The sequence below is a fragment of the Pseudoalteromonas sp. Angola-7 genome (assembly GCF_028599255.1).
Classification (GTDB): domain Bacteria; phylum Pseudomonadota; class Gammaproteobacteria; order Enterobacterales; family Alteromonadaceae; genus Pseudoalteromonas; species Pseudoalteromonas atlantica.
Map to the genome: position 1 here is coordinate 452720 of NZ_JAQREL010000002.1, position 23595 is coordinate 476314.

26 protein-coding genes and 1 pseudogene are annotated in these 23595 nt (G+C 39.4%); 3 read left to right on the forward strand and 24 right to left on the reverse strand.

Annotated elements, in window-relative coordinates; genetic code table 11:
- Positions 1-239 precede the first annotated feature (239 nt).
- Positions 240-731 (forward strand): pantetheine-phosphate adenylyltransferase, encoded by a 492-nt coding sequence (gene coaD, locus PSH50_RS04635; protein WP_004588523.1) that lies wholly within the window; start codon positions 240-242, stop codon positions 729-731.
- Between the two features lie 42 nt (positions 732-773).
- Here the strand turns inward: coaD and PSH50_RS04640 are convergent, their stop codons facing one another.
- The 15 genes from PSH50_RS04640 to argC all read right to left on the reverse strand — a co-directional run bounded on the left by PSH50_RS04640 (position 774) and on the right by argC (position 12092).
- Positions 774-1298: a hypothetical protein gene (locus PSH50_RS04640; protein WP_273609327.1), complete on the reverse strand. Its 525-nt coding sequence runs from the start codon at positions 1296-1298 to the stop codon at positions 774-776.
- 17 nt (positions 1299-1315) lie between these two features.
- On the reverse strand, positions 1316-1828 hold the full coding sequence (locus PSH50_RS04645) for a hypothetical protein (protein WP_273586236.1): 513 nt from the start codon (positions 1826-1828) through the stop codon (positions 1316-1318).
- Positions 1821-2330: a hypothetical protein gene (locus tag PSH50_RS04650; RefSeq protein ID WP_273586238.1), complete on the reverse strand. Its 510-nt coding sequence runs from the start codon at positions 2328-2330 to the stop codon at positions 1821-1823. The genes PSH50_RS04645 and PSH50_RS04650 overlap by 8 nt, the downstream gene beginning before the upstream one ends.
- Before the next feature lie 88 nt (positions 2331-2418).
- A complete protein-coding gene (locus tag PSH50_RS04655; RefSeq protein ID WP_273586240.1) occupies positions 2419-2937 on the reverse strand; it encodes a hypothetical protein in 519 nt (172 codons plus the stop codon).
- Positions 2930-3373, reverse strand: coding sequence for a hypothetical protein (locus PSH50_RS04660; RefSeq protein WP_273609328.1), 444 nt, complete (start codon positions 3371-3373; stop codon positions 2930-2932). The genes PSH50_RS04655 and PSH50_RS04660 overlap by 8 nt, the downstream gene beginning before the upstream one ends.
- Positions 3374-3441: 68 nt before the next feature.
- The gene (locus tag PSH50_RS04665; protein ID WP_273586244.1) at positions 3442-3885 is read right to left on the reverse strand and encodes a hypothetical protein; all 444 of its coding nucleotides are present in this window, start codon (positions 3883-3885) and stop codon (positions 3442-3444) included.
- A 189-nt stretch (positions 3886-4074) separates the two neighbouring features.
- Complete coding sequence (locus PSH50_RS04670) at positions 4075-4494, reverse strand: hypothetical protein (protein WP_273609329.1); 420 nt, start codon at positions 4492-4494, stop codon at positions 4075-4077.
- A 225-nt stretch (positions 4495-4719) separates the two neighbouring features.
- Positions 4720-5169: a hypothetical protein gene (locus PSH50_RS04675; RefSeq protein WP_273586247.1), complete on the reverse strand. Its 450-nt coding sequence runs from the start codon at positions 5167-5169 to the stop codon at positions 4720-4722.
- 26 nt (positions 5170-5195) lie between these two features.
- A complete protein-coding gene (locus PSH50_RS04680) occupies positions 5196-5729 on the reverse strand; it encodes a hypothetical protein (protein WP_273586248.1) in 534 nt (177 codons plus the stop codon).
- A gap of 17 nt (positions 5730-5746) precedes the next feature.
- A complete protein-coding gene (locus PSH50_RS04685; RefSeq protein ID WP_273586249.1) occupies positions 5747-5944 on the reverse strand; it encodes a hypothetical protein in 198 nt (65 codons plus the stop codon).
- Between the two features lie 314 nt (positions 5945-6258).
- On the reverse strand, positions 6259-8124 hold the full coding sequence (gene argH, locus PSH50_RS04690; protein ID WP_273586250.1) for an argininosuccinate lyase: 1866 nt from the start codon (positions 8122-8124) through the stop codon (positions 6259-6261).
- Between the two features lie 51 nt (positions 8125-8175).
- On the reverse strand, positions 8176-9378 hold the full coding sequence (locus PSH50_RS04695; RefSeq protein WP_024034340.1) for an argininosuccinate synthase: 1203 nt from the start codon (positions 9376-9378) through the stop codon (positions 8176-8178).
- Positions 9375-10307, reverse strand: a complete 933-nt coding sequence (locus PSH50_RS04700) for an ornithine carbamoyltransferase (protein WP_024034341.1) — start codon at positions 10305-10307, stop codon at positions 9375-9377. Before PSH50_RS04700 ends, PSH50_RS04695 begins: the two co-directional genes overlap by 4 nt.
- Before the next feature lie 7 nt (positions 10308-10314).
- Positions 10315-11082, reverse strand: coding sequence for an acetylglutamate kinase (argB, locus tag PSH50_RS04705; RefSeq protein WP_096042142.1), 768 nt, complete (start codon positions 11080-11082; stop codon positions 10315-10317).
- Entirely contained in the window at positions 11082-12092 is a 1011-nt protein-coding gene (argC, locus tag PSH50_RS04710; protein WP_138578349.1) for an N-acetyl-gamma-glutamyl-phosphate reductase, read from the reverse strand. Before argC ends, argB begins: the two co-directional genes overlap by 1 nt.
- 218 nt (positions 12093-12310) lie before the next feature.
- On the opposite strand from argC, the gene argE reads away from it, so the two are divergent.
- Positions 12311-13462, forward strand: a complete 1152-nt coding sequence (gene argE / locus PSH50_RS04715; protein WP_273586251.1) for an acetylornithine deacetylase — start codon at positions 12311-12313, stop codon at positions 13460-13462.
- Positions 13463-13542: 80 nt separating this feature from the next.
- Here the strand turns inward: argE and panP are convergent, their stop codons facing one another.
- Positions 13543-15171: a pyridoxal-dependent aspartate 1-decarboxylase PanP gene (gene panP, locus PSH50_RS04720; RefSeq protein WP_273586252.1), complete on the reverse strand. Its 1629-nt coding sequence runs from the start codon at positions 15169-15171 to the stop codon at positions 13543-13545.
- 276 nt (positions 15172-15447) lie between these two features.
- Here panP and PSH50_RS04725 point away from each other — a divergent pair.
- A pseudogene (locus tag PSH50_RS04725) lies at positions 15448-17325 on the forward strand (EAL domain-containing protein); the annotation flags it as partial.
- Here the strand turns inward: PSH50_RS04725 and PSH50_RS04730 are convergent.
- From PSH50_RS04730 to folB, 8 genes are all read right to left on the reverse strand, one after another.
- The gene (locus tag PSH50_RS04730; protein ID WP_055252926.1) at positions 17325-17990 is read right to left on the reverse strand and encodes a tRNA (guanosine(46)-N(7))-methyltransferase TrmB; all 666 of its coding nucleotides are present in this window, start codon (positions 17988-17990) and stop codon (positions 17325-17327) included. The pseudogene PSH50_RS04725 and the gene PSH50_RS04730 sit on opposite strands and share 1 nt — an antisense overlap.
- Positions 17990-18757 carry an ABC transporter permease gene (locus tag PSH50_RS04735; protein ID WP_004588540.1) on the reverse strand — a complete coding sequence of 256 codons (768 nt, stop codon included), beginning with the start codon at positions 18755-18757 and terminating at the stop codon, positions 17990-17992. The genes PSH50_RS04730 and PSH50_RS04735 overlap by 1 nt, the downstream gene beginning before the upstream one ends.
- Positions 18758-19687 (reverse strand): ABC transporter ATP-binding protein, encoded by a 930-nt coding sequence (locus PSH50_RS04740; protein ID WP_004588541.1) that lies wholly within the window; start codon positions 19685-19687, stop codon positions 18758-18760.
- A complete protein-coding gene (locus PSH50_RS04745; RefSeq protein WP_004588542.1) occupies positions 19687-20307 on the reverse strand; it encodes a flavin prenyltransferase UbiX in 621 nt (206 codons plus the stop codon). Before PSH50_RS04745 ends, PSH50_RS04740 begins: the two co-directional genes overlap by 1 nt.
- Position 20308: 1 nt before the next feature.
- Positions 20309-21664 carry a UDP-N-acetylmuramate:L-alanyl-gamma-D-glutamyl-meso-diaminopimelate ligase gene (gene mpl, locus PSH50_RS04750; protein ID WP_054983168.1) on the reverse strand — a complete coding sequence of 452 codons (1356 nt, stop codon included), beginning with the start codon at positions 21662-21664 and terminating at the stop codon, positions 20309-20311.
- 175 nt (positions 21665-21839) lie between these two features.
- Positions 21840-22640, reverse strand: a complete 801-nt coding sequence (locus PSH50_RS04755) for an undecaprenyl-diphosphate phosphatase (protein ID WP_004588544.1) — start codon at positions 22638-22640, stop codon at positions 21840-21842.
- Positions 22637-23125, reverse strand: a complete 489-nt coding sequence (gene folK / locus PSH50_RS04760) for a 2-amino-4-hydroxy-6-hydroxymethyldihydropteridine diphosphokinase (protein WP_273586253.1) — start codon at positions 23123-23125, stop codon at positions 22637-22639. The genes PSH50_RS04755 and folK overlap by 4 nt, the downstream gene beginning before the upstream one ends.
- The gene (gene folB / locus PSH50_RS04765; protein WP_004588546.1) at positions 23126-23485 is read right to left on the reverse strand and encodes a dihydroneopterin aldolase; all 360 of its coding nucleotides are present in this window, start codon (positions 23483-23485) and stop codon (positions 23126-23128) included.
- Between the last annotated feature and the right edge of the window lie 110 nt (positions 23486-23595).

The window sequence follows — 23595 nt, forward strand, 5'->3', positions numbered from 1 at the left end:
CATAATTTACTATTTTAAAAGCGAGGGTCAGATTATGCTGCACGCAGGCATTTGCATTAATGTGGTGCTGTTAACTAAAGCAAAGCCTAAGCAGCGTAATTACACTTTAAAAAATGGTAACGCATTTAAAGCACTTTTACTGATTAAATATCAAACATAAAAGCTCAACCTGATCTCCTAGGCTGATTTGTAGAACAAACACTGATAGACTACTTAAAAAATAATAGTTAGTGAAATCTATGAACGTTACGGCAATCTATCCTGGTACATTCGACCCGTTAACCAACGGCCACACAGACCTAATTCAGCGCGCAGCTAAAATGTTTAGCACGGTTATTGTTGCTATTGCTCATAACCCTTCAAAAAAGCCGTGCTTTAGTCTCGATGAGCGAGTTGATTTAGCCAACACTATTTTAGGGCATTTGAGTAATGTAAAAGTGATTGGCTTTTCAGGCTTACTAGCCGATTTAGCTTTTGATCATAAAGCTGATGTGCTTATTCGCGGTATTAGAGCGGTATCTGATTTTGATTACGAATTTCAGCTCGCAAATATGAACCGCCGCCTAAATCCAGATTTAGAAAGCGTGTTTTTAACACCTTCTGAGCGCAACTCGTTTATATCATCAACCTTGGTAAAAGAAGTTGCCCGCCATAATGGCGATGTGAGCGAATTTGTAAGCCCACTTGTAGTGGATGCTTTAAAACAAAAGTTAGGCTGCGACGCAAGCTAAAAAAACACAATTAGCGCACTTTAGGTGCGCTAATATACCTAACTACTTTTTAACCATAGCTTGTAATTCATTGCGGTTAAATAAAGCGCGTTTAAGCTTTACCAAGCCTAAAATATCTTTGTTTATAATTAATACTATTGCCATTATTAAGTCACTCGAAAACTGGCCAACCCCATAGACCCCCCATAACCACCAATAGTCATAACTAACCAACACCACATAATCGTAATGCATAGCCATGTGTAATGTTGCATTAAACGTTAAACCACAAAGAAGATAATAATAGGCTGTGGCGTTAGCATGTTTATAATTATAGGAGAGGCAAGCAAGCGTGAAAATGGTAAGTAAATCTGCAATTACTAAATCTAAATATATTGAGCCTGTAAGGATAAATGATGCTTTGAACATAAATAGGCTGAGCGTATAAGAGAGCATCATCACCAAAGAAATGTACATAATATGCTTATTGCGGCAGTTTATTGTACAAGCAAAATTATAAAGAAATGGAACTACAAAAGTCCATGTAATAAAAATACTTAGGTAGTCATTTACTGTGCTCAATGCCATAAATACATGTTGGAGCATTAATAAACACCCATTTTTTTAACGAGATATTTTTTGACTTTTATTAACCCTAAAATATCTTTATTTATAAATAAAACCAATGCCATTACTAAGTCACTTGTAAGCTGCCCAATACCATAAAGCCCCCAAAACCACCAACACTCTATATTCCCAACAACGATACTATCGTAATGCATACCGTAAAATACAAACGCATTAAAACTAAGCCCCACGATTAAATAATAAAAAGCGTTCGGTTTAGCTTTCGATAAAAAAATCATCCATATCATCAAAGCGATTATGGTAACTGCATCAAATAAGAACAGTTTTAAGTGAGGAGTGGCTGTTTGCGGGTCCATAACCATACTTGATGTATATGAAGCCATCATAATAAATGATATTTGGGCTAAACTTTTATCTGACTTATTTATGCTTGTAGATAAGCAATATAAAAATGCAAAAACAAACAGCCATGTAATTAAAATGGTTATGTAATCATAAAGATCAGCCATCGCCCATAACAGGTTATGCATATCGGAAACGCTTCAACTTTGTAGTTAAATAATTACTTAGCTTTACTAAACCTAAAATATCTTTATTTAAAAGGCTTACTGTAATCATTAGTAAATCGCTAAAATTAACACCTACAAAGTAAATATCCCAAAACCACCAGTACTCATAGTGATGCAGAATATAGTTGTCTATGTACATCGCAAAAAATAAAGAAGTATTAATACTTAACCCAACAAGTAAATAAATGTACAAGGTGCAAGTTTTTATAAAAAAACCGCATAAAGCAATTGAGGCTAGTGTTGCAGCATCAAATAAGAAAAAGTCAAAGTAGGTTATGGAGTCCATATCAATAAATAAGCTAGATGAATATGAAAGAGCCATGATTGATGTTAACCAAACTTTGCTCTTATCAGCGTTATTTATTGAGCTGACCAGCGAGTACAAAAAAGCCATTAAAAAGCCCCACTGTACAAATGCACCTATATAGAAGGTTATATTGGTATTTAACACTAAATCAATCATGAAACCTTAACGCCTGAAAAGTAAAAATTGTACCGCTATCTACACTTTTGAGGCGTAGCAAATACCATAAAACAATAATTAAATTAACTCACTCCCTCAGCCTTTCTATAAATAATCTCAAATATCTCCTAAGCCGAAGTAAACCTAAAATATCTCTGTTTATAATTAGTACAATTGCCATTGTGAAATCGCTAAAATACATCCCAAAAATATATACCGCCCAAAACCACCAATAGTAAAGTGTACCTTGTATAACAATGTCGTAATGCATACCTAAAAATAAACAGGCATTAAAGCTCAGCCCTACAATTAAATAATAAAAGGGCGTAGGTATAGTTTGTTTGGTGAAATTACGCCACAGAAGTAAAACCAAGATAGTTACAGCATCATAATAAAAATAATTTAAGTGCGGTGTTTCTATAATTGGATCCATAAACAAACTAGCTATGTAGGATACCATCATAATAAATGAAAGTTGCGCCCTATTCTTATCTGGCTTATTAATACTTGCCGATAAGTTATACAAAAAGGCAATAAGAAAAAACCACGTAAACAAAATACCTACGTTGTACCCTAAATCGACCAGTCCCCAAAGAACATCAGCCACTTTGCTTCAACCTCATAACACCGTTCACCAACTTATCAGTAGCATGCACTAACATTAAAAAATCCTTTTTAACGAAAAAAATACCAACCATGATGATATCCATCATATTAATAACAACTGTATAAACAGACCAAAACCACCACGGTTCGTAATTACCACGTACAAACACATCTATGTGCATAGCTAAAAATAATAACGAATTGATGCTCAAGCCAAATAATAAGTAAGTAGACATGTGCTTTTCAGGTAAGTAATACCGCAGAAAAAAAATAAAAAATAAAGTGGCTACGTCATAACAGAATAGTTCTATGTAACTAAAGTTGTAAATATCTATAAATGAGCTTAAGCAATAAGAAACTACCATAACTAAAGATAGCCATACCGCCTGTTTTTGTGAATTGTTAATGCTAGTTGTTAGTGAATATAAAAAGGCCATTAAAAACCCCCACTGCACTAACACACCGATATAAACTGACACTTCAGGCGGGATTAGAACATTATTCACTATTGCGGTTTCTTAGCAAAAAAAGAGTAAATAAGGTTTTTAAAATAAATGATTTTTAAAAAGTCTTTATTAATAAACAACACTAAAATCATACTTAAATCTAATACCAATACTACCGTTACATAAAAATCATAAAACCACCAGTGGGTGTAATTCTGTAAAATATGACGGTCTAAGTACATACCCAGAGCTAAACACATATTTATACTCAGCCCAAACATAAGGTAGTTAAAGGCAATTGTTTTTTCTTTAATATATAAGTTCTGCACAAGTGCCAATACAACTAGGGTTATAGCATCTAATAAAGCAATATCAAAATAAGTAACTGTTTGAAAGTTGAAGAACATTCCTGGAAAATATGAAACAGCCATTATAAGCGAAAGAATAACTAATGCTTTAAAGCGTGAGTTAATAGATGAAACTAAAGAGTATAGAAATGCCATGAGAAATCCCCATTGCATAATAATACTTAAAGTATGTGCAAAGCTTATATCTGAGATAAAAGAAATAAACCCCATCTTAAAAGCAAGCTCGGAGAATAAAGATCTCGAAATTCATTAAAAAAACCATTTACTAAACAACCTGACTTAACACTAAACTTTTTAACAATTCTAATTAATTACAAAGATCTATTAAAAAACCAACTTTTTTAACTTAACAAGGCCTAAAAAGTCTCTATTGATAATTAGTACGGCAATCATACACAAATCAGAAAACATAACAGCCGATGAATAGAAATGCCAAAACCACCAGTAGGTATAATTATATAGAATATTGGTATCTAGATACATGCATAGGGCTAAAAAGGTGTTAACACTAAGGCCGATGATTAAGTAGGCATAAGCTGTCGTTTTCTCTTTAATAAAATAACGCTGAGTTACATACACAGAAACTAAAATAGCGATATCTAAAAGGGCAAAGTCTAAATAAGTAACTGTTTGAAAGTTTGTGAATATCCAAGGCAAATAACCTATCGCCATAATACTCGAAAGTACAACAAAGCCTTTAAAGGGGTTATTTATTGAAGATACTAATGAGTATAAAAAGGCCATGAGAAACCCCCACTGCACAATAGCGCTTAATATATAAGCGAAATCGAAGTTAGAGATTACATCAATAATAGCCATGTTGTTTGAAACACTATGTAGTTAGGCAAAAAATAAGTAATATTAACATAATTCATCTGACCTTCGTCAGTACCATAGCCCTCACCTGGCAACTAAAACTCAATAGCCCCACAAATGCAGCAAACCTCAAGGTATTAAAGTTCAGCCACATTATAACTTTTCAATAAGCCGATTACTCTTTAGCTGGTTAACCACTAGTGAAAACATCATTAAAACATCAATTACGTTTACCCCGATAGAATAAACACTCCAATACCACCATGGCTCAAAGTTATATAGAACATATAAGTCATAATACAAAAGCAACGTAAGTACGGCATTAGCAGTTAAAGCCAGAACGAGGAACAGGAAAGCTTTGGTACGTTTAAAAACATTGAAGTACTGCAAAGTGAGTAGCGCTACAATTGTAATAAAATCGTAGAACGCCCAATTAAGATATAGGTTATCTAACAATCTTATATAGCTGCCAAAAATATATGAGCAGAGCATAAGTGCAGATAAATACACAGGAGATTTATTTTCTTTGTTTATGCTGGAAACCAAACAAAATAGGAAGGCCATTAAAAAGCCCCATTGGGAGAAAGCCGCTACATAATCCATTAGGGCTTCAGATAAGTACACTTAAACTAAGCTGTAGGTTGCGGTTTTTGAGATTTAAACAAACTAAAGAGCTTGTTTTTGACTTTGTGAAGACCTAAGAAGTCCCTATCTACAATTAATACAACTATCATAACTAAATCTATAAAATTTACAGTATATGTATAAAGATCCCAAAGAAACCATGCTTCTTGATTCTTAAAGATGTATATATCGAGGTACATACAAAAGAAAAGAGTTGAATTTATAGATAATCCGACAATTAAATATAAAAAAGAAGGGGTTGTTTTATTTATTATTTTATAAATACATATAAGTGCAGCTACAGTAACTATATCGTATAAAGCCCATTCAATATATACAGACTCTCTCATGGATAACCATGTATAGAAGTAATCAGATAACGTATAAGATATCATCATAATAAATGAACTGAGCAAAAGGGTTGTACCTCTTTTTACATCTAATGAGTATACAAAAACATTGAAAAAGAATGCCATCAAAAAAGCCCACATCGAAAAGGCAGACAGTGAGAACAACCCAAAAAACTCAGTTAAAATCATTTACAACCTTAAAAATATTACTTTGGTCTGATAGGTACTACAACACCACCTACACGCTGTATATCAGTACTTGCAGCGCTCATCGCCTCTTTAGAGAAGCTTACTGTATCAGATTGTAGTGTTTTAGGGCTAGCAGTTTGTTCCGTTGCAGGCTGTAATTGTTGTGTTTTATTGTATGCTTGCATTTGTAATTGGCTATTAGCTGAAACTTGCATGTGATTGTTCCTTGTATAATTTTTATATTATTTGGCGCAACTTTTAATCACACCATCATGTAGGTAATTGCATTACCTGTTTTAAGCAGTGATAGCTATTTTGCTATCTGACTTATACAAAGCAACCAGCGTGCCAAGATTTTTTGACATACCCATAATATATGCTAGCAAGGTATTATATTCATACCAAGCCTTAAGTTAACCCTCATAACTAAAGTAAAAACTCGCACACCACCCCAAGCTCATCTGACCAGTTTATTATACACATAAAAAAACGTACAGGGGTAACCGTACGTTTTTTATATCCAGGGAATTTAAGCCACGTATTTACACGGGATCTCCGCACGTGTACTTGGCTTTAAAATATATTCCATTGCTACTTCGTCACAGTTTTCTTTACGAAGGCAAAGTTCGCAATCTTTCATTACCTTCTCTGGTAACGATTCTTTACTACAAAAAGTAAAACGTTGCTGTTCAAAAAAGTCTGGCACACGGGTTAATACAATAACGCGATTAAGCGCCAATTTTTTGGCTTTTGCTAATAAGTGCTCTACAAGCTGCCTACCCTGCCCAGTTACCGCGCTTTGTGGATCTATGCCTAAAGAGCGTATTTCAGCAAGCCCCGTGTCGTAAATGTATAACGATGCACATCCCGACACTTTGCCGTCTATTTCTGTTACTGCAAATTCGTTAATTGAATGCACCATGTCGCTTTTAGCACGCGGCAAGTTTTCACCTACAGTGGCCCAGTGCTGTATCAGCCTAGCAATATCTTCAACATCATCTAAATTTGCATCACGAACCGTTATTTGCTGTTTTTTTTTGGCTTCTTTAACCGCTTTGGTCACTTGTTCAATAGATGTACCGCCAAGCGCTTGACGAGCTTTAATACAGGCATCTATTTCAAGTACTGGGTAAACGTCATCTTCAAACACGTCATTAACCGATTTGTACTGCTCAAGCGAAAGCTCTTCAAGAGTTTTACCTTCGCTTATAGCAAGCTGCACAAGTACACCCACAATGTGGTGGCCTTCTCTAAATGGCACACCTTTAGCTACTAAGTAGTCTGCAAGCTCTGTTGCATTAGCATGGCCGCCTTTTGCCGCTGCAAGCGTTTTATCGCCGTTTACTTTTACGCCTTTGATACACGCTTGCGCCATGTGAATACAGGCAAGCCAAGTTGGCATAGCGTCAAAAAGACCTTCTTTGTCTTCTTGCATATCTTTATTGTACGCAAGAGGGAGTGCTTTTAAGGTCATCATCATGGCACTAAACGCACCAAATACACGGCCCGTTTTACCACGAATAAGCTCTAGTGCATCAGGGTTCTTTTTCTGCGGCATTAACGATGAGCCAGAGGTAACATTATCAGCAAGCTCTATAAATCCGGCTTCACCAGAGTTATAAAATATTAAATCTTCAGCCATACGCGATAAATGAATCATAGAAATAGAAGCACAGCTTAAAAGCTCTACTACAAAATCACGGTCAGATACGCCATCAAGGCTGTTTTTAGTTGCGCCAGTAAAGCCTAGGCCTTGCGCCAAAGCTTGGCGATCAATTGGGTAGGCAGTACCTGCGAGTGCACCACTGCCAAGAGGACAAAAATTAAAGCGCGCTTTGGCATCTTGAAGGCGGCTTTCATCTCGCTCTAGCATTTCAACGTAGGCCATACACCAATGACTAAATAACACAGGTTGAGCACGTTGTAAGTGAGTGTAGCCTGGCAATATAGTTCCCAGCTCGCGCTCAGCTAACGCCACAAACTCAGCTTTTAGTGCAGCAATAGCACCAAGCAAATGATCGGCAGTATCACGGCACCATAATCTAAAGTCAGTGGCTACTTGGTCATTACGGCTTCGGCCTGTGTGTAGCTTTTTAGCTAAATCACCTACTTTTTCGATTAGTGCAGCTTCTACGTGCGAGTGAATGTCTTCTGCACCTGAGGTTGCCACTGCTAGTGGATCTGCTTTTACTTCTTCAAGCAGTTCATTTAGTGCTGCAACCAACTTGGTGTGCTCATCGCTTGTAAGTACATTTACTTGCTCAAGCGCACCTGCCCATGCCACAGAGCCAATAATATCTTGCTCTGCTAACTGATAATCGAACGGAAGTGAGTCGTTAAATTGTTTAAACGCCTCATCTGGACCCGTAGAAAAACGTCCGCCCCATAATGCCATGAAATCTCTCCAAACCCTGTAATGCCCCTTATACAAGGGGCTATAAATAATTTACTTTTTAGCCATTGCTGAAATTCTGCTCGAAAGCGAGAATAAACGAATAAAGCCTTCAGCATGTGACTGGTCATATACGTCGTCTTCACCAAATGTAGCAAAGTCTTCGCTGTATAAGCTATTAGGTGATTTTTTCTGAACGGCTGTCACTTGGCCTTTGTAAAGCTTAAGTACAACTTCACCTGTAGCAAGTGTAGAAAGTGCTTCTGCACCGGCTAAAATAGAGTCTTTTAGAGGTGTAAACCAGCGCCCGTCATAGACTAAATGCGAAAATTCACCGCCCAGTACTTCTTTCCACTTACGGCTAGATTTATCAAGTACTAGCTCGTCAATGGCTTGCAGTGCCGCCATAATAACGGTGCCACCAGGTGTTTCGTAACAGCCGCGCGATTTCATGCCTACTAAACGGTTTTCTACAATATCTACACGACCAACACCATGTGGCGCAGCAATGTCGTTTAATTTAACTAAACAGTCGTAAGGCTTAAGCTGCTCGCCATTTACGGCAACCACTTCACCCTCAATAACCGTAAGCGTTACATGCTCAGCTTTATCGGGTGCTTGCTCTGGTGAATTAGTCCAGGTCCAAACTTGATCACTAGGCTCACACCATGGGTCTTCAAGCTCGCCGCCTTCGTGCGAAATATGCCATGCGTTAGCATCACGGCTGTATATTTTTGTTGCTGAAGCAGAACACGGAATATCACGCTCAGCCAAGTAATCTAATAATGATTCACGACTCGATAAGTCCCACTCACGCCATGGTGCAATTACTTTTAAATCGGGTGCAAGCGCTGCAAAACATGATTCAAAACGTACTTGGTCATTACCTTTACCAGTACAACCATGCGAAAGTGCATCGGCACCTACTTTACGTGCAATTTCAACTTGCGCTTTAGCAATAATAGGACGCGCCATAGACGTACCTAATAAATAAGTACCTTCGTAAATAGAACCCGTTTTAAGCGTTGGGTAAATGTACTCACCTACCATTTCATCTTTTAAGTCAACTACGTAACACTCAGATGCGCCTGATGCGATGGCTTTTTCTTCAACGCCTTCAAGTTCTTCAGCGCCTTGGCCTACATCGGCAACAAAGGCAATTACTTCACAACCGTAGTTTTCTTTTAACCATGGCACGATAGCTGAAGTATCAAGACCACCTGAATAGGCTAAAACGACTTTTTTAATTGAACTCATAGGTGTTCCTTAACAAAATTTGGATTTAGTAATGTAACTAGCAGAGCATTTTGCGCATGCATGCGATTTTCTGCTTGTTGAATAATTTTTGATGCTGGGCCATCCATTACCTCAGAGGTAATTTCAAACTCACGGTGTGCCGGCTGGCAATGTAATACCGTAGTCGCACCTGTTTGTTCTAGCAGTGCTTGGTTTAGCTGATATGGCATGTATTTTTCTTTAACTTGCTCAAGAGGTGTATCATCGCCCATAGACACCCACGTATCTGCATATACAACATTAGCGCCTACAGCGGCTTCTACACGGTCGCTTACCATTACTGATGCGCCGTTCATTGCAGCAATTTGCTCAGCCTTTTTAAGAATTTGCGAATCAGGCGAGCTGCCTTTTGGTGTAACAGCAACAAAATCTGTACCTAGCGTTGCCGCTAATAACATAAGTGAATGAGTAACGTTGTTACCTTCACCTAAGTAAGCCACTTTTAGCTCGCTTACATCGCCGTGTACTTCTTGTAGCGTTAAAAAGTCAGCCAATGCCTGGCACGGGTGATATAAATCACACAAGCTATTCACTACAGGTACACTAGAGTATTCACCTAAGGTGGTTAACGTGCTGTGCTGGTTTACGCGCGCTACAATACCATCAGCCCACGTAGAAATATTAAGTGCAAAGTCTTTTACAGATTCACGTGCACCCATAGCGCCGTTTTGCTGATCTAAATACACAGCGTGGCCGCCTAAACGGTTAATTCCAATATCAAACGATAAACGCGTACGTAAACTTTGCTTTTCAAATAAGGTAACAATTGACTTACCCGCTAATACTTGGCTGTACTTTTCTGGCTTTGCTTTTAAATCACGCGCTAGTTTTAGTAAATTTAGTGCGCCTTGCTGGTCTAATTCTAGACCCGTTAAAAAATTCTCTAACATGATAACCCTATGGTGTAATTTTTGTTCCGACATGCTCGCCCTGTAGCAAAGCAGTTAAATTGTCTGGCTTTTGCCAGCTGGAAATATACACACCGCGTCGTAAATGTTGGGCAGCGTGCAGGCTGGTCTTAACTTTGACCTCCATTCCGCCCAAAATTACCCCTTCATCAATTAAAGTATCAATGTGTTTTGTGTCAAGTTGATGTAACGGCTGCTTGTTTGCATCAAGTACTGCTTCTACATCTGTCATAAAAATAAGTTCTGCATTTAAGTTGCTAGCAATCGCTGCGGCAGCTTCATCAGCATTAACGTTATACCAGTTACCTTGCTCATCAAACCCAATAGAGCTCACGATAGGTAACCTACCAAGCTTAAGTAAATCGTTAACAATTGAATCATCATTACTTTCGCACTTACCTACTTGCCCAAGCGCTTTTAGCTTTTGAGACGCCATAACTCCGGCTTCATACAAACAAAGGCCAACAGGTTTATGGCCTGCATTAATAGCTTGGCTTACCAGCTGCTTATTTGCACAGCCAGCCAGCGCCCCCACTATGTAAGGCATTTGCTCACTTGGGCTAATACGCAGTCCTTGGTGCTTTGCACTAGCAAAGCCTGCTTGTTTTAGCCAAGTGTCAACTAACGAGCCACCACCATGAACAATAACAAACTGATTATTTTGATCAGCGTTTAATACATTAAACAAAGCTTTTGCCGCGTTTTCAGTATTAAGTACAGCACCACCTAATTTAATTACCCACGTTTTAGTGCTCATTAAAAGGCTCCTTTTAAGCCAGTGGTGTGATCTAAATTCATTGATAAGTTAATACATTGCAAGGCTTGGCCCGCAGCGCCTTTTAATAGATTATCTATCGCTGCCATAACAATCAGTTGAGAGCCTTGCTGCTGCCAACCAATATCAACATAGGGTTGTTTTACCACGCTTTTAATAGATGGCACTTTATCAGCTAACAAACGAATCAACGGCTCGTTATTAAGTACTTGATAAGCATCAGATACGTTTTCCTTGGTAACGCCTGGCTTAAGCTGTACATAAATAGTTTCTAAAATTCCACGCGGAAAGTTACCTAAGTGCGGTGTAAATAACACCTTGTGGCCAAGGTGTTGTTCAATTTCAGGCCCATGACGATGGTTAAATAAACCATACGGGGCAAGCGATACTTCACAAAAGTGAGTACCTACGCTGGCTTTACGCCCTGCGCCAGTAACACCTGAAACAGCATTAATAATCACTTTTTCATCACTCAACAAGCCTGCCTGTTGCAACGGCTTTAACGCATTAAGCGCAGCGGTTGGGTAACAGCCGGCTACTGCCACAAGATTTGCATTGGCAATTGCACTGCTATTCCACTCTGCTAACCCGTAGGCTGCTTCGTTTAACAACTCAGGATGTTGGTGCTCAAAACCATAGTAAGTAACATAGTCGTCGTTGCTAGCAAGGCGGTAACCACCTGATAGGTCGAATACTTTTTTACCCATAGCTAAAAACTGCGGGGCTAAATCAACACTTACTTTGTGATCAGTACATAAGCAGATGTAATCGGCACTCGAATTTATGTCATCAAACGCTGATTCGCTTAGTGGTAGTAGAGGAATATCAAGAAGGTTTCTATGTTCTGGGTATAAATCACTTAATAATTTATGTTTATCTAAACTTCCCTCAGAGACATAACAGCCCGATAACGTTAAATTAGGGTGCTTAGCAACTAAGCTTGCTAATTCTGCGCCGCTATAACCGCTTGCGCCAATAATCGCTACATTCATTTTTTACTCGTTTATAAATTTACTACTAAATAGGTGTGGTGTTCGCTTACACTAGCTTAGATGCTAGCTAATACTTTTCTCAATGAATTGTTGATTATCGTCGCATTATCTTCATGGCTATACTTAATATATTTATGCTTAAAAAGTGAATTGATATTCATCATAAATACTTTTATATTGTTATGCAATTAAATTGAATAATTATTTTGGATTTTTTTATGTCTTTGCCGTCATTTATCTCTATGTACCAACAACTCATTGCAGTCCCCTCTATTAGTGCAATAGAAGATGAGCTTTGTATGAGTAATAAAGGGGTAATAGAGTTGCTAGCACGTTGGTGCGAAAGTTTAGGTTTTACTTGCGAAATTATAGAGTTAGAAGGTGGGAAAGGCCGATACAACCTACTTGCTAAGCGGGGGCAAGGCGATGGCGGCTTAATGCTTGCTGGCCATACAGACACCGTACCGTTTGACGATAGCCGCTGGAACCACGACCCATTTAAACTCACTGAACATAATAATAACTTATATGGGTTAGGTAGTATTGATATGAAAGGCTTTTTTGCTTTTGTATTACAAGCTATTAGTGAGCTTGATATAAAACAGCAAACACAACCTATTTTAATACTCGCCACTGCCGATGAAGAAACCACCATGGCGGGAGCGCAGCAAATTTGTAAGCACCCTAATTTAAAACCTGCGCGTTGTATTATTGGTGAACCTACTGATATGACTCCTGTATTTACTCACAAAGGACATATGAGCACGGCTATAAGAGTGCTTGGCCGTTCAGGTCATAGTTCCGATCCCGAACGTGGTCTTAACGCCATCGAAGTCATGCATAAAGTGATTACAAAGTTGCTGATCTTAAAAGAGCAGTTAAAGAATAAATATTCAGTTGAACATTTTGAAATACCTTACCCTACCTTAAATTTAGGTAATATTCATGGTGGCGACAACGCAAATCGAATTTGTGGCTGCTGCGAAATGCACATAGACATGCGCCCGCTCCCAGGGTTAAGCATTAAAGACTTACAAGCCTTACTTATTGATGCCACCAGTGATATAAACGCGCAATACCCAAGCGCAGTGAGCGTAATTGATTTACACGAGCCCATTCCAGCTTTTAGTGGCAGCACTGATAGCGCACTCGTTAAAATGGCAGAAAAAATCGCAGGAGAAAAAGCCGTTGCAGTAAATTATTGCACAGAGGCTCCGTTTATTCAGCAACTTGGCTGTGAAACAATAGTCATGGGGCCAGGCTCAATTAATCAAGCCCACCAACCTGATGAATTTTTAGCAATGGAGAAAATAAACCCATCGCAAAAAATTATAACTGACATTATTAGGGCAAACTGCTTTAACGCTTAAAAAGAAGACTGTATTAAAAACTCACAGCAAAAATAACAAAGGCGCCCATTGGCGCCTTTGTTTTAGCTTATACCTAGGCGTTACTGCATATACTTACTTAAGTACTTTTTAAATACAGGGTCTGTTTTAGCAAGCTCTTTTTGCTCAGCTAAAATCTCTTTTAATATAACACCCGATGTTAGCGGATTAGCCAATACCACTCTAAATACCACTGTTGGCTGATTATCGTACTTTGAGGGTGTTAAGCGAGTACGCGATACAAACGAGCGCCCTGATTCACGTTGGCGTTTTTGCATACTGGCAGTAAAGCGATTGAGCGACGCGAAAATTTCTAACCGTGTTGCGGCATCTGCTTGGGCTATGGCTTGTTTAATTTGTCTAGGCACATAGCGGTATGTAAGCAAACACAGCTCAGGCTCTGAAATCAGCTCAAAGTCTTCATCAGCTTTAATTAAATCAGCAAAGTAATGTGCTTTTTTGATACTACGATCAATAAGCATTTCATAGCCTTTGCGGCCAATAACGCGTAAGCAAGCATGTACTAACATAGCCATACCTGGGCGGCTGCCTTCAAGTGTATGGCTTCCTAAATCTTTTGAACCTTTACGTAATATGTACTCTGCATGGTGCTCTATTGCATCCGTAGCAGTTGGGTCTTTAAATAACACCAAGCCTGCGCCCATTGGCACATACATTTGTTTGTGTGCATCAATAGTAATTGAATCTGCGCGCTCAATTCCTTTTAATAATGGGCGATGCGTTTGTGATAAAAGCGTTGCCCCACCCCACGCTGCATCAACGTGAAAATGGCAGTTTATTTGCTGAGCTAAATCGGCCATATCATCAAGAGGGTCGATATTACCGGTCTCGGTTGTACCAGCAACCCCTACAATTGCCATAACTTTTATGCCTTGCGATTCAAGCTCTAAGGCTTTTTCGCGCATGGCATTCACATCAACCTTGTTATTTTCGCAGGTTTTTACACCAATTAAATTTTCACGGCCGATGCCTAGTAAGTCAATTGATTTACCTAAAGAGTAATGCCCTCGCTCCGACACTAAAACGGCCAGCCCTTTGTAGCCATAATGCAGCATACCGGCTACGAGCCCTTGAGCGGCAATGCCTTTAAAGCTGCCGTCGGGTTTTAATAAGCGGTTACGCGCAATCCACAATGCCGTTATGTTTGCAACTGTACCACCGGAACAAAAAGCACCGAGTGATGTTTTAGCACTGTGCATCCATTTAGAATAAAACGACTCATCTTGCGAGTAAGCTAAATGATGCATCATACCTAGTACTTGGCGCTCTAGGGGCGTAAATGCTTTTGAGGTTTCTATTTTTACTAGGTTTTGATTAAGCCCCACCATCAACTTTGAAAGCGGTAGTAAAAAATGCGGAAGAGCCGATGTCATATGCCCAATAAAGCTAGGCGCAGCCGTGTGTACAGAATGGGCAACTAGCTGCTCCATAATATCTTGGGCGTAAGCAGATACAAACGTTGGGTTTTCTGGGATCACCGCAGCCTGAAAATCTTTTTCAATTTCGTGTAATGGTTTTTCAATTGCCGCTATATTTTCGTTTAAAAACCCTGCTAAATTACTCGAAATTTCAAGCTCAATTTTGCTTAAAGTTGAGTCTGGCGCTTCAGGTACAGTAAATATACGCTTAAGGCTTTCTTTAGAGGCGACGGCACAACGCTTTTGATCCATCTTTATACCTAGTGTGTGTGTAGCTAAAACACGCGTTTAACAGTTAAAAATGCCAAACTATGGCGCTATTATAAGCAGCGTGCTTCTTTTAAAAATTGCGCTAACTTTACTGCAATATAAGTAAAATGTCTCCCTTTAAGCCATAAAAGCGACTAAACGGATGACAAATATTGTAAAAAAATTTCAATAATAGGATTTTATTAAAAAGTCACATTTTAGTTTTGGGCAAATTGCATTTATGCGTATACTTAATGTGTGTAACAATAAGGGACAAGTATGCTCACAGGGAAATTAAAAGGGAAGTGGTTTATAGCTGGCTTTACATTGTTTTTGGTCAGTTTATTAGTCTATGTTTATTACACCTATAGCTCAGCGCGTAGCGAAATAATGCACGCTGTCGATGAGCGCCTTCTAAATGCCGCCACCAGCGTAAAACATATTTTAGGGCAAAGTTACCACGATAGAATTAGCCAAGGTTACGATATTGGTTTTTCGGTTTACCAAACTAAAAGCAAACAACTTTCAGAGCTTGCACAAGCGCTTGATATAGCTTACGTGTATTCGATGATCATGCGCGATAACAAAGTTTACTTTACCTCATCCAGCTACACCAAAGACGATCAAGAAAACGCGCGGGTTACGCAATTTCTTGATTTATACCCAGAGGCCACCGACATTAACAGGGGCGCGTTTTATTCTACCGAGCCTGTTTTTGAGCAATCTAGCGACCAATGGGGTGATTTTAAAACTGTTTTTATTCCCTTTGTAGATAAATATGGTACTACCTACATTACGGGTGCCGACATAACCTTAGATGATTTAAATAAAAAGCTTCAATACAGCGTCACTAAAGCCATAATAACGGCGTGTTTTTTCTTTTTTATTGCGGTACTGGTTGCAGCTATTTATATATATTTGTTAAAGCGTACCCTAGCAACAGATGCCAGTACGGGCTTTGCCAATCATATTGCGCTTGAGTACTTTATCAAAAAGAGTAATTCACACCACATGCAGCTTGCCATTATTTGGGTGAACGAAATTGAAGATATTAATAGCTTTTATGGCACTCAAGTTGGCGACAACGTAATGAAAAACTTGCTCAGTCATTATCAAAGTCGCAGCCCGCAAAGCTGTAAGGTATATCGCCTTGCTACCAATAAAATTGCCGTGCTTACCCCTAAAAGCTTTAAAAGCAGCGAACTGAGCGATTTAGTTGAGTCGTATAACGCAAACAGCCCGGTATTAACAAACCCATTTATTTATATAACTTACTGCGCAGGTATCGCCAGTGGTAATAAATCACTACTGATTGAAAACGCGCACATTGCAACGCTTCAGGCTAAACATGGCCGCGGTAAAGTTGTTAGCTACTCAAAAGTAATGAGCGATGTAAAAAACCAGTATCAATACAATGTAAGCCTTGCCAAAGAGGTTCAAGAAGCATTTGATAACAACCGCATAGTGCCTTATTTTCAAGCTATGTTTAACACCACCAATAATGAAGTTGTACATTACGAATGCTTAGCCAGAATGGTGACTAAAAATGGCGAAATTTTAAAACCCGACTCATTTTTAAATGTAGTGAGCCGCTCAAGAATGAGCGGACTACTAACGCGCACGCTATTTAGCCAATGTATAGAGCGGTTTAGAAAAACAGATATATGCTGGAGCTTAAATATCAGCGATAAAGATATACTCGACCCTAGTTTGAGTGAATACATTGCTAGCGAGCTTAAGCGCTACCCGCACCCAGAAAACATCACGCTTGGCCTTTTAGAGTCACATGCTATTACTAATTTTTTAGAAGTTAAAACGTTTATTTCTATGGTAAAAACCAAAGGGGTGAATGTCATTATTACTGGTTTTGGTAGTGGTTATTCAAATATTTCGAATGCGCTAAAGCTTGAAGTAAACGGTATAAAACTCGACGGCGCATTAGTAAAACAAGCAGTAAGTGATGAAAATATAGCCTTATTTATTGAGCATACAGTTCATGCTGCAAAGCAACTTAGTTTAACGCTCATGGCAGAGTCGGTAGAAAATGTAAGTATTGAAAATGCGCTTAAAAATGTAGATGTGGCGCTGATGCAAGGCAATTACTTTGCTTACCCAGCGCCACATGTTAACTCATCAAGCCAAGAGGAAGTGGCCGTTTAAAGGTCTATCACTAAACGATGGCTTTGTTGGCCGCTGGCCCAGTATTTACGCTCAAACGGAGTAATTGCTTCGTTTGATTCATACAGCGTCACCTCACAAGGGTGTCCCGATAGCTCAAGCGCTCTGGCAAACTCTTTTACATAAATATCCCAGTTACTGCGCACCTCTAAGCGACCGCCTAGCTTAACAATAAACGGAAAAATAGCCGCGCCGTGCCACCTACGCTGGATATGCTTAGATTTAGGCCATGGGTTAGGATAAAGCAAATAATGATGAGTAGGCTGCCAATTAGCAGCCACAGCTAAACGCCAAAAGTCATTTAAGTCAGCTTGGACCAAAATGTACTGGCCGCTGTCTGTTTGTTTATATTCAACATCGTGCTTATCTAAGCGATGTGACGATTTATCAATACCAATAATTAATGCATCTGGGTGGCGCTTAGCTAAATTAGCCGAGCTCTCCCCTACTCCACAACATGAGTCTATAATAAGCGGTCCATTAAAAGCTTGAACCTGCTCATTGACTTCATCGAACGCTTGTTGAGTGTGTTCAGCAATAGGCTTTTTAAACTCTGCGTTTAAATGCTTGTTAACGATTTCATCAAGCTTTTCGTGTATACCCGCCTGATTAGATACAATACTGCGTGAATTTGCATCGCTCATTAATGTCTAAGCCCCACACCTTTTTTAATTAACGTTAGCGCTAAAGTAAATAGCACCGTAATAAATACTAATATAACGCCAAGCGCGACACTTAAATCAACATCCGACACGCCTAAAAAGCCATAACGAAACGCATTAACCATATAAATAATTGGGTTTATTTGCGATACATTTTGCCAAAACTCTGGCAGTAGCGTAATTGAATAAAATACGCCGCCTAAGTATGTTAGTGGCGTTAAAATAAAGGTTGGGATAATACTAATATCGTCAAAACTATTGGCGTAAATAGCGTTAATTAAACCACCGAGTGCAAACACCGCTGAGGTTAAAATTACCGTTGCCATAATTACAAATATATTGTGTATTTGAATATCCACAAACAACAGCGATACACAGGTAACAATAAAGCCCACCATCATGCCGCGGGTCATACCGCCGCCCATATAACCAAGTACAATTATGTAATTAGGCACAGGCGCAACCAATAGCTCTTCAATGCTTTTTTGAAACTTGGTTGAATAAAAACTAGAAGCAACATTAGAATATGAGTTGGTAATAACCGACATCATTATTAGCCCCGGAACAATAAATTCCATGTAGCTAAAACCACCCATTTCACCAATACGTGAGCCAATTAAATTACCAAAAATAACAAAGTATAAACTCATCGTAATCGCCGGCGGTACTAAGGTTTGCACCCAAATACGTAAAAAACGAATACACTCTTTAATCCATAAACTCTTTAAGGCTACGCCATATTTAAACATTTATTCGCCCCGCCCTTGCTCTAGTAATCCTACAAATAACTCTTCTAATCTGTTTGCTTTATTACGCATACTCAAAACAGTGTTACCTTGCTCGGTTAGCGCGCTGAAAACTGCATTTAACCCTTGAGATTTAGCTACTTCAACTTCTATGGTGTGCTCATCAGGCATGCTAAACGAGTACCCCTCAAGGGTAACTGGCTGTGCTGGCTGTTTTAAATCGAGCACAAAGGTTTCTTTATCAAGCTTAGCTAGTAACGCTTTTATAGTGGTGTTTTCAACAATACGGCCAGTATCAATAATGGCGATGTTTTTACATAACAGCTCGGCTTCTTCAAGGTAATGCGTGGTTAAAATAATCGTTACGCCTTGCTCATTAATTTGGCGTAAAAAATCCCACATTGAGCGGCGCAGCTCTATATCAACCCCTGCAGTGGGTTCATCTAATATTAGTAGCTTTGGCTCATGCATTAATGCACGGGCAATCATTAAACGGCGTTTCATGCCCCCAGAAAGCGTACGTGCTTGCTTGTCTTTTTTTTCTAATAAGCCAAGCTGAGTTAAATATTTATCGGCACGCTTATGCGCTTCTGCGCGGGTAACACCGTAGTAGCCTGCTTGATTTACCAATATTTGGCCAAGCGTTTCAAACTGACTAAAGTTAAACTCTTGTGGCACAAGGCCTAAATGCGCTTTAGCAGCTTCAAGGTCGGTATCGATGTTGTGTCCAAACACTTCCACCTTACCTTGCGTTTTATTTACCAAGGACGATATAACACCAATAGTGGTCGACTTACCGGCACCATTTGGGCCAAGTAAGGCAAAAAAGTCGCCTTCAAAAACTTGCAAATCAACACCTTTCACGGCCTCTACACCGTTTTTATAAACCTTGGTCAGGCCTTCTATATTTAAAGCAACATTTTGCTTATTCATTATTTACCCTCACCATAACCCCAACGTTTAGTTAGGTTATGTTCAATGTTTAAATGATCTAAAATTCGCGCCACCATAAAATCAACTAAGTCTTCAATACGTTGTGGCTTATGATAAAAACCAGGCGCAGCGGGCATAATAGTGACCCCTAAACGCGCAAGCTTTAACATATTCTCAAGGTGAATTTCGCTAAAGGGAGTTTCGCGTGGCACTAAAATTAACTGCCCTCGCTCTTTAATAACCACATCGGCTGCACGCTCGAGTAGGTTATCTGATGCTCCGAGCGCAATAGCAGACACAGACCCTGCACTGCACGGGCATACTACCATTTTTTTAGGGGCCGCAGAGCCTGAAGCTACAGGACTAAACCAGTTATCTTTACCAAATACTTTTAACTGCTCTGGCTTGGCATTAAATAAAGCACTTAACTGCTCGGTTGCTTTATCTTCATTAGCTGAGAGTTTAATGTTTGACTCTGTATCAAGCACCACGCGCGCAGCACTTGATATAAGTACATACACTTGAAATTGCTGCGCGAGTAATACTTCAAGCAATCTTAAACCGTAAGGCGCGCCTGAAGCACCACTAAACGCCAGCGTAATTTTATCTTTAAACTGCACATTATTCTCCGCTGTATTTTTTAGCTAAACCATCAACTAAGTGTTGATGTAAGCCATTAAAACCGCCATTGCTCATAATTAATATGTGCTGATTTGGCATGATATTTTCAAGCACAGTGTCAATAATCATTTGCGTACTATTAAAACACTGCATACCGGCATTATCGGCTTGCGCTTTAAGAGACCAATTTAGGTTATCGGGCTCAAATAACAGCACGTCATCGGCATCACTTAACGAAGCAAGTAGCGTATGTTGGTGTACACCCATCTTCATGGTGTTTGAGCGTGGCTCTAAAATAGCAATAATTTTTTCATCACCCACTTTTGCACGTAACCCCGCAAGCGTGGTTTTTATGGCTGTTGGGTGGTGCGCAAAATCGTCGTACACTTTAATGTTATTTATATCGGCTTTAAGCTCCATACGCCGTTTAGGGCTAATAAACTCTTCAAGCGCTGCAATGCTATGCTCAACGGCTATACCTACATGGCGCGCTGCCGCGATAGCCATAATGGCATTTTTAACATTATGCTCGCCTATAGCCTGCCAATTAACTGTGCCTTGAAGTTCATTGTTTAAAAGCACATTAAATTGGCTGCCATCAGCGCTTAACAAGTCATAATGCCAATCACCATTTAGGGTTTCACTTTCGCTCCAGAGCCCTTGCTTAATAACATCATCAAGTGCGATATCGTCTTTTGGCCAAATTACCTTGCCAGTATGAGGTAATGTACGCATTAAATGATGAAATTGTTTTTTTATTGCGTTTAAATCGTCAAAAATATCGGCGTGGTCAAACTCAAGGTTATTTAAAATGAGCGTACGTGGTAAGTAATGCACAAATTTACTGCGCTTATCAAAAAAAGCGGTATCGTATTCATCCGCTTCTATTACAAAAAATGGGGTTTCACCCACTTTGGCTGACACACCAAAGTTTTGAACTATGCCACCAATTAAAAACCCGGGTTTTAAACCTGCATACTCTAAAATCCACGCCAGCATACTTGCTGTGGTGGTTTTGCCATGTGTGCCTGCCACCGCAAGCACCCAAGCATTTTGCAATAGGTTATGTTTAAGCCACTCTGGCCCCGATGTATACGGCAAGCCCTTATCTAAAACATACTCTACACAGGGGTTACCTCGGCTCATGGCATTACCAATAACCACCATATCTGGCTTTGGCTCTAACTGTTTTACGTCGTAACCTTGGGTTAGCTCAATGCCCAGCTGCTCAAGTTGAGTGCTCATCGGCGGGTAAACATTTTGATCAGAGCCCGTCACTTTATGGCCAAGCGATTTAGCAATGGCCGCTATACCGCCCATAAAGGTGCCGCAAATGCCTAATATATGAATATGCATAACTTTTTAAATCCTTTCGTACTTCGCACGTCTGTGAAGTTTAATGGCGCTATAATGCCAAATTTTAGGCTTCGTGACTATGCGCGTATCGTCAATTCACTGATGCTAAAACAGCGTTAATAAAATAAAAAAGCCCTCTTACCTAAGTAAGAGGGCTTGCTGGTAATAAGCTAAATTACAGCGTTAAAAATACAATTAAGCCAACGCCAAGTAAAAGTCTGTAAATTACAAACGGCAGCATGCCCATTCGTTCTATCACTTTTAAAAACATGAAAATACAGGCGTACGCCGATAAAAACGAAAGGACTACACCTAAAATTAATGTGCTCCAATCAACCACATGATCGCCTAAAGCCAGCTCTATCGTGTAGTAAAGGCCCATCATAGAAATAATAGGTATAGCGAGTAAAAACGAAAAACGCGCTGCGCTTTGTTTGTTCATGCCCAGCAATAAACCCGCTGTCATAGTAATGCCTGAGCGAGAGGTACCTGGGATCATAGCCACCGCTTGAGCAAAGCCAATAAGCAGCGCTGTTTTCCAGTTAAGCTGATAAATTGTTTTCATTTGCTTACCTTTGGCGTCGGCGTACCAAAGTAATAAACCAAAAATAATAGTCGTAGCTGCTATAACCCAGGCACTGCGTAGGTACAGCTCAACAACGTCTTTTAGCAATAAGCCTAATAACGCAGCAGGTACAGTGCCCAGTATAATCCACCAGCCAAGTTTGCTGTCGTCGGTGGTGCCTTGAGCGCCAAACGATTTAAACCAGGCGCTGAGAATATCAGCCACTTCTTTACGAAAATATATAACAACCGCTATTAACGTACCAACATGCACAGCCACATCAAAAGCAAGGCCTTGGTCTTCCCATCCCAAAATTTGCGAAGGTAAAATTAAGTGAGCTGAGCTCGAAATAGGTAAAAACTCAGTAAATCCTTGTATCAGGGCTAAAATAATTATTTCTAAAATACTCATGGGTTAGAAAACTCCACCTTCCATAGTTTTTGTTGAGGGTTGTTATACGCACTCCATAGCGCAGCAATGGTTTGCTTAGCAACGGGGTGATAAAAATTGGGGGCGACTTCACAAAGAGGCTGAAGTACAAAAGCGTTTTTGGTAATTTCATCGCGAGGTAATTGTGCTGGCGAGTCGCAAATAACGTCATCGTAAAAGAGCAGATCTAAATCTAATGTACGGGGGCTAAATTTTTTATCATCCGCTTTACGCCCGTTATCTCGCTCTATTTGTTTTAATAACTTACATACACGCTCAAGCGGCATTGGTGTGGTAGCAGCCACCACCGAGTTATAAAAGTTATTACCTTTAAACCCTACGGCTTCGCTTTCAAAAACAGATGAATGCACAATATCTGTAAAGTGTTGCTCAAGTGCATCAAGCGCACAGCGAATATAATGCGCTTTATTTATATTTGAGCCTAAGCTGATATAAATTTGCGCCATTTAGCTCATAGCCTTTGTGCGTGTTATTTCTACACCTACGGTGTTTGCTTGCGCTACAGCGGCCGGTTTGCTCACTCTAATTGTTACTTGTGGTGTATTAAATTCGGTTAATATAATAGTTGCTAGTTGCTCTACTAAGGTTTCAAGTAACTCAACCGGCTTAGCCGTAGTGTGCTCAATCACTCGCTCGCTTACTTTTGCATAATCGAGTGCTAAATTAATGTCATCATTTGCTGCTGCAGGCTTTATATCGCTGAGCATTTCAATATCAAAATAAAGGCTTTGTTTACTTTCTTTTTCAAAGTCGTACACTCCAATAATTGTGTCGACGTGTAGTTGAGATATAAAAACCTTATCCATTGATACTCCAAATAACTATAAGCACTCTCAAAGCATACAATGCATTGATTAAATTAATACTGTATATGCTTTAAGCAGTGTTTAAATATGTAAAAATTACTTCTACAATA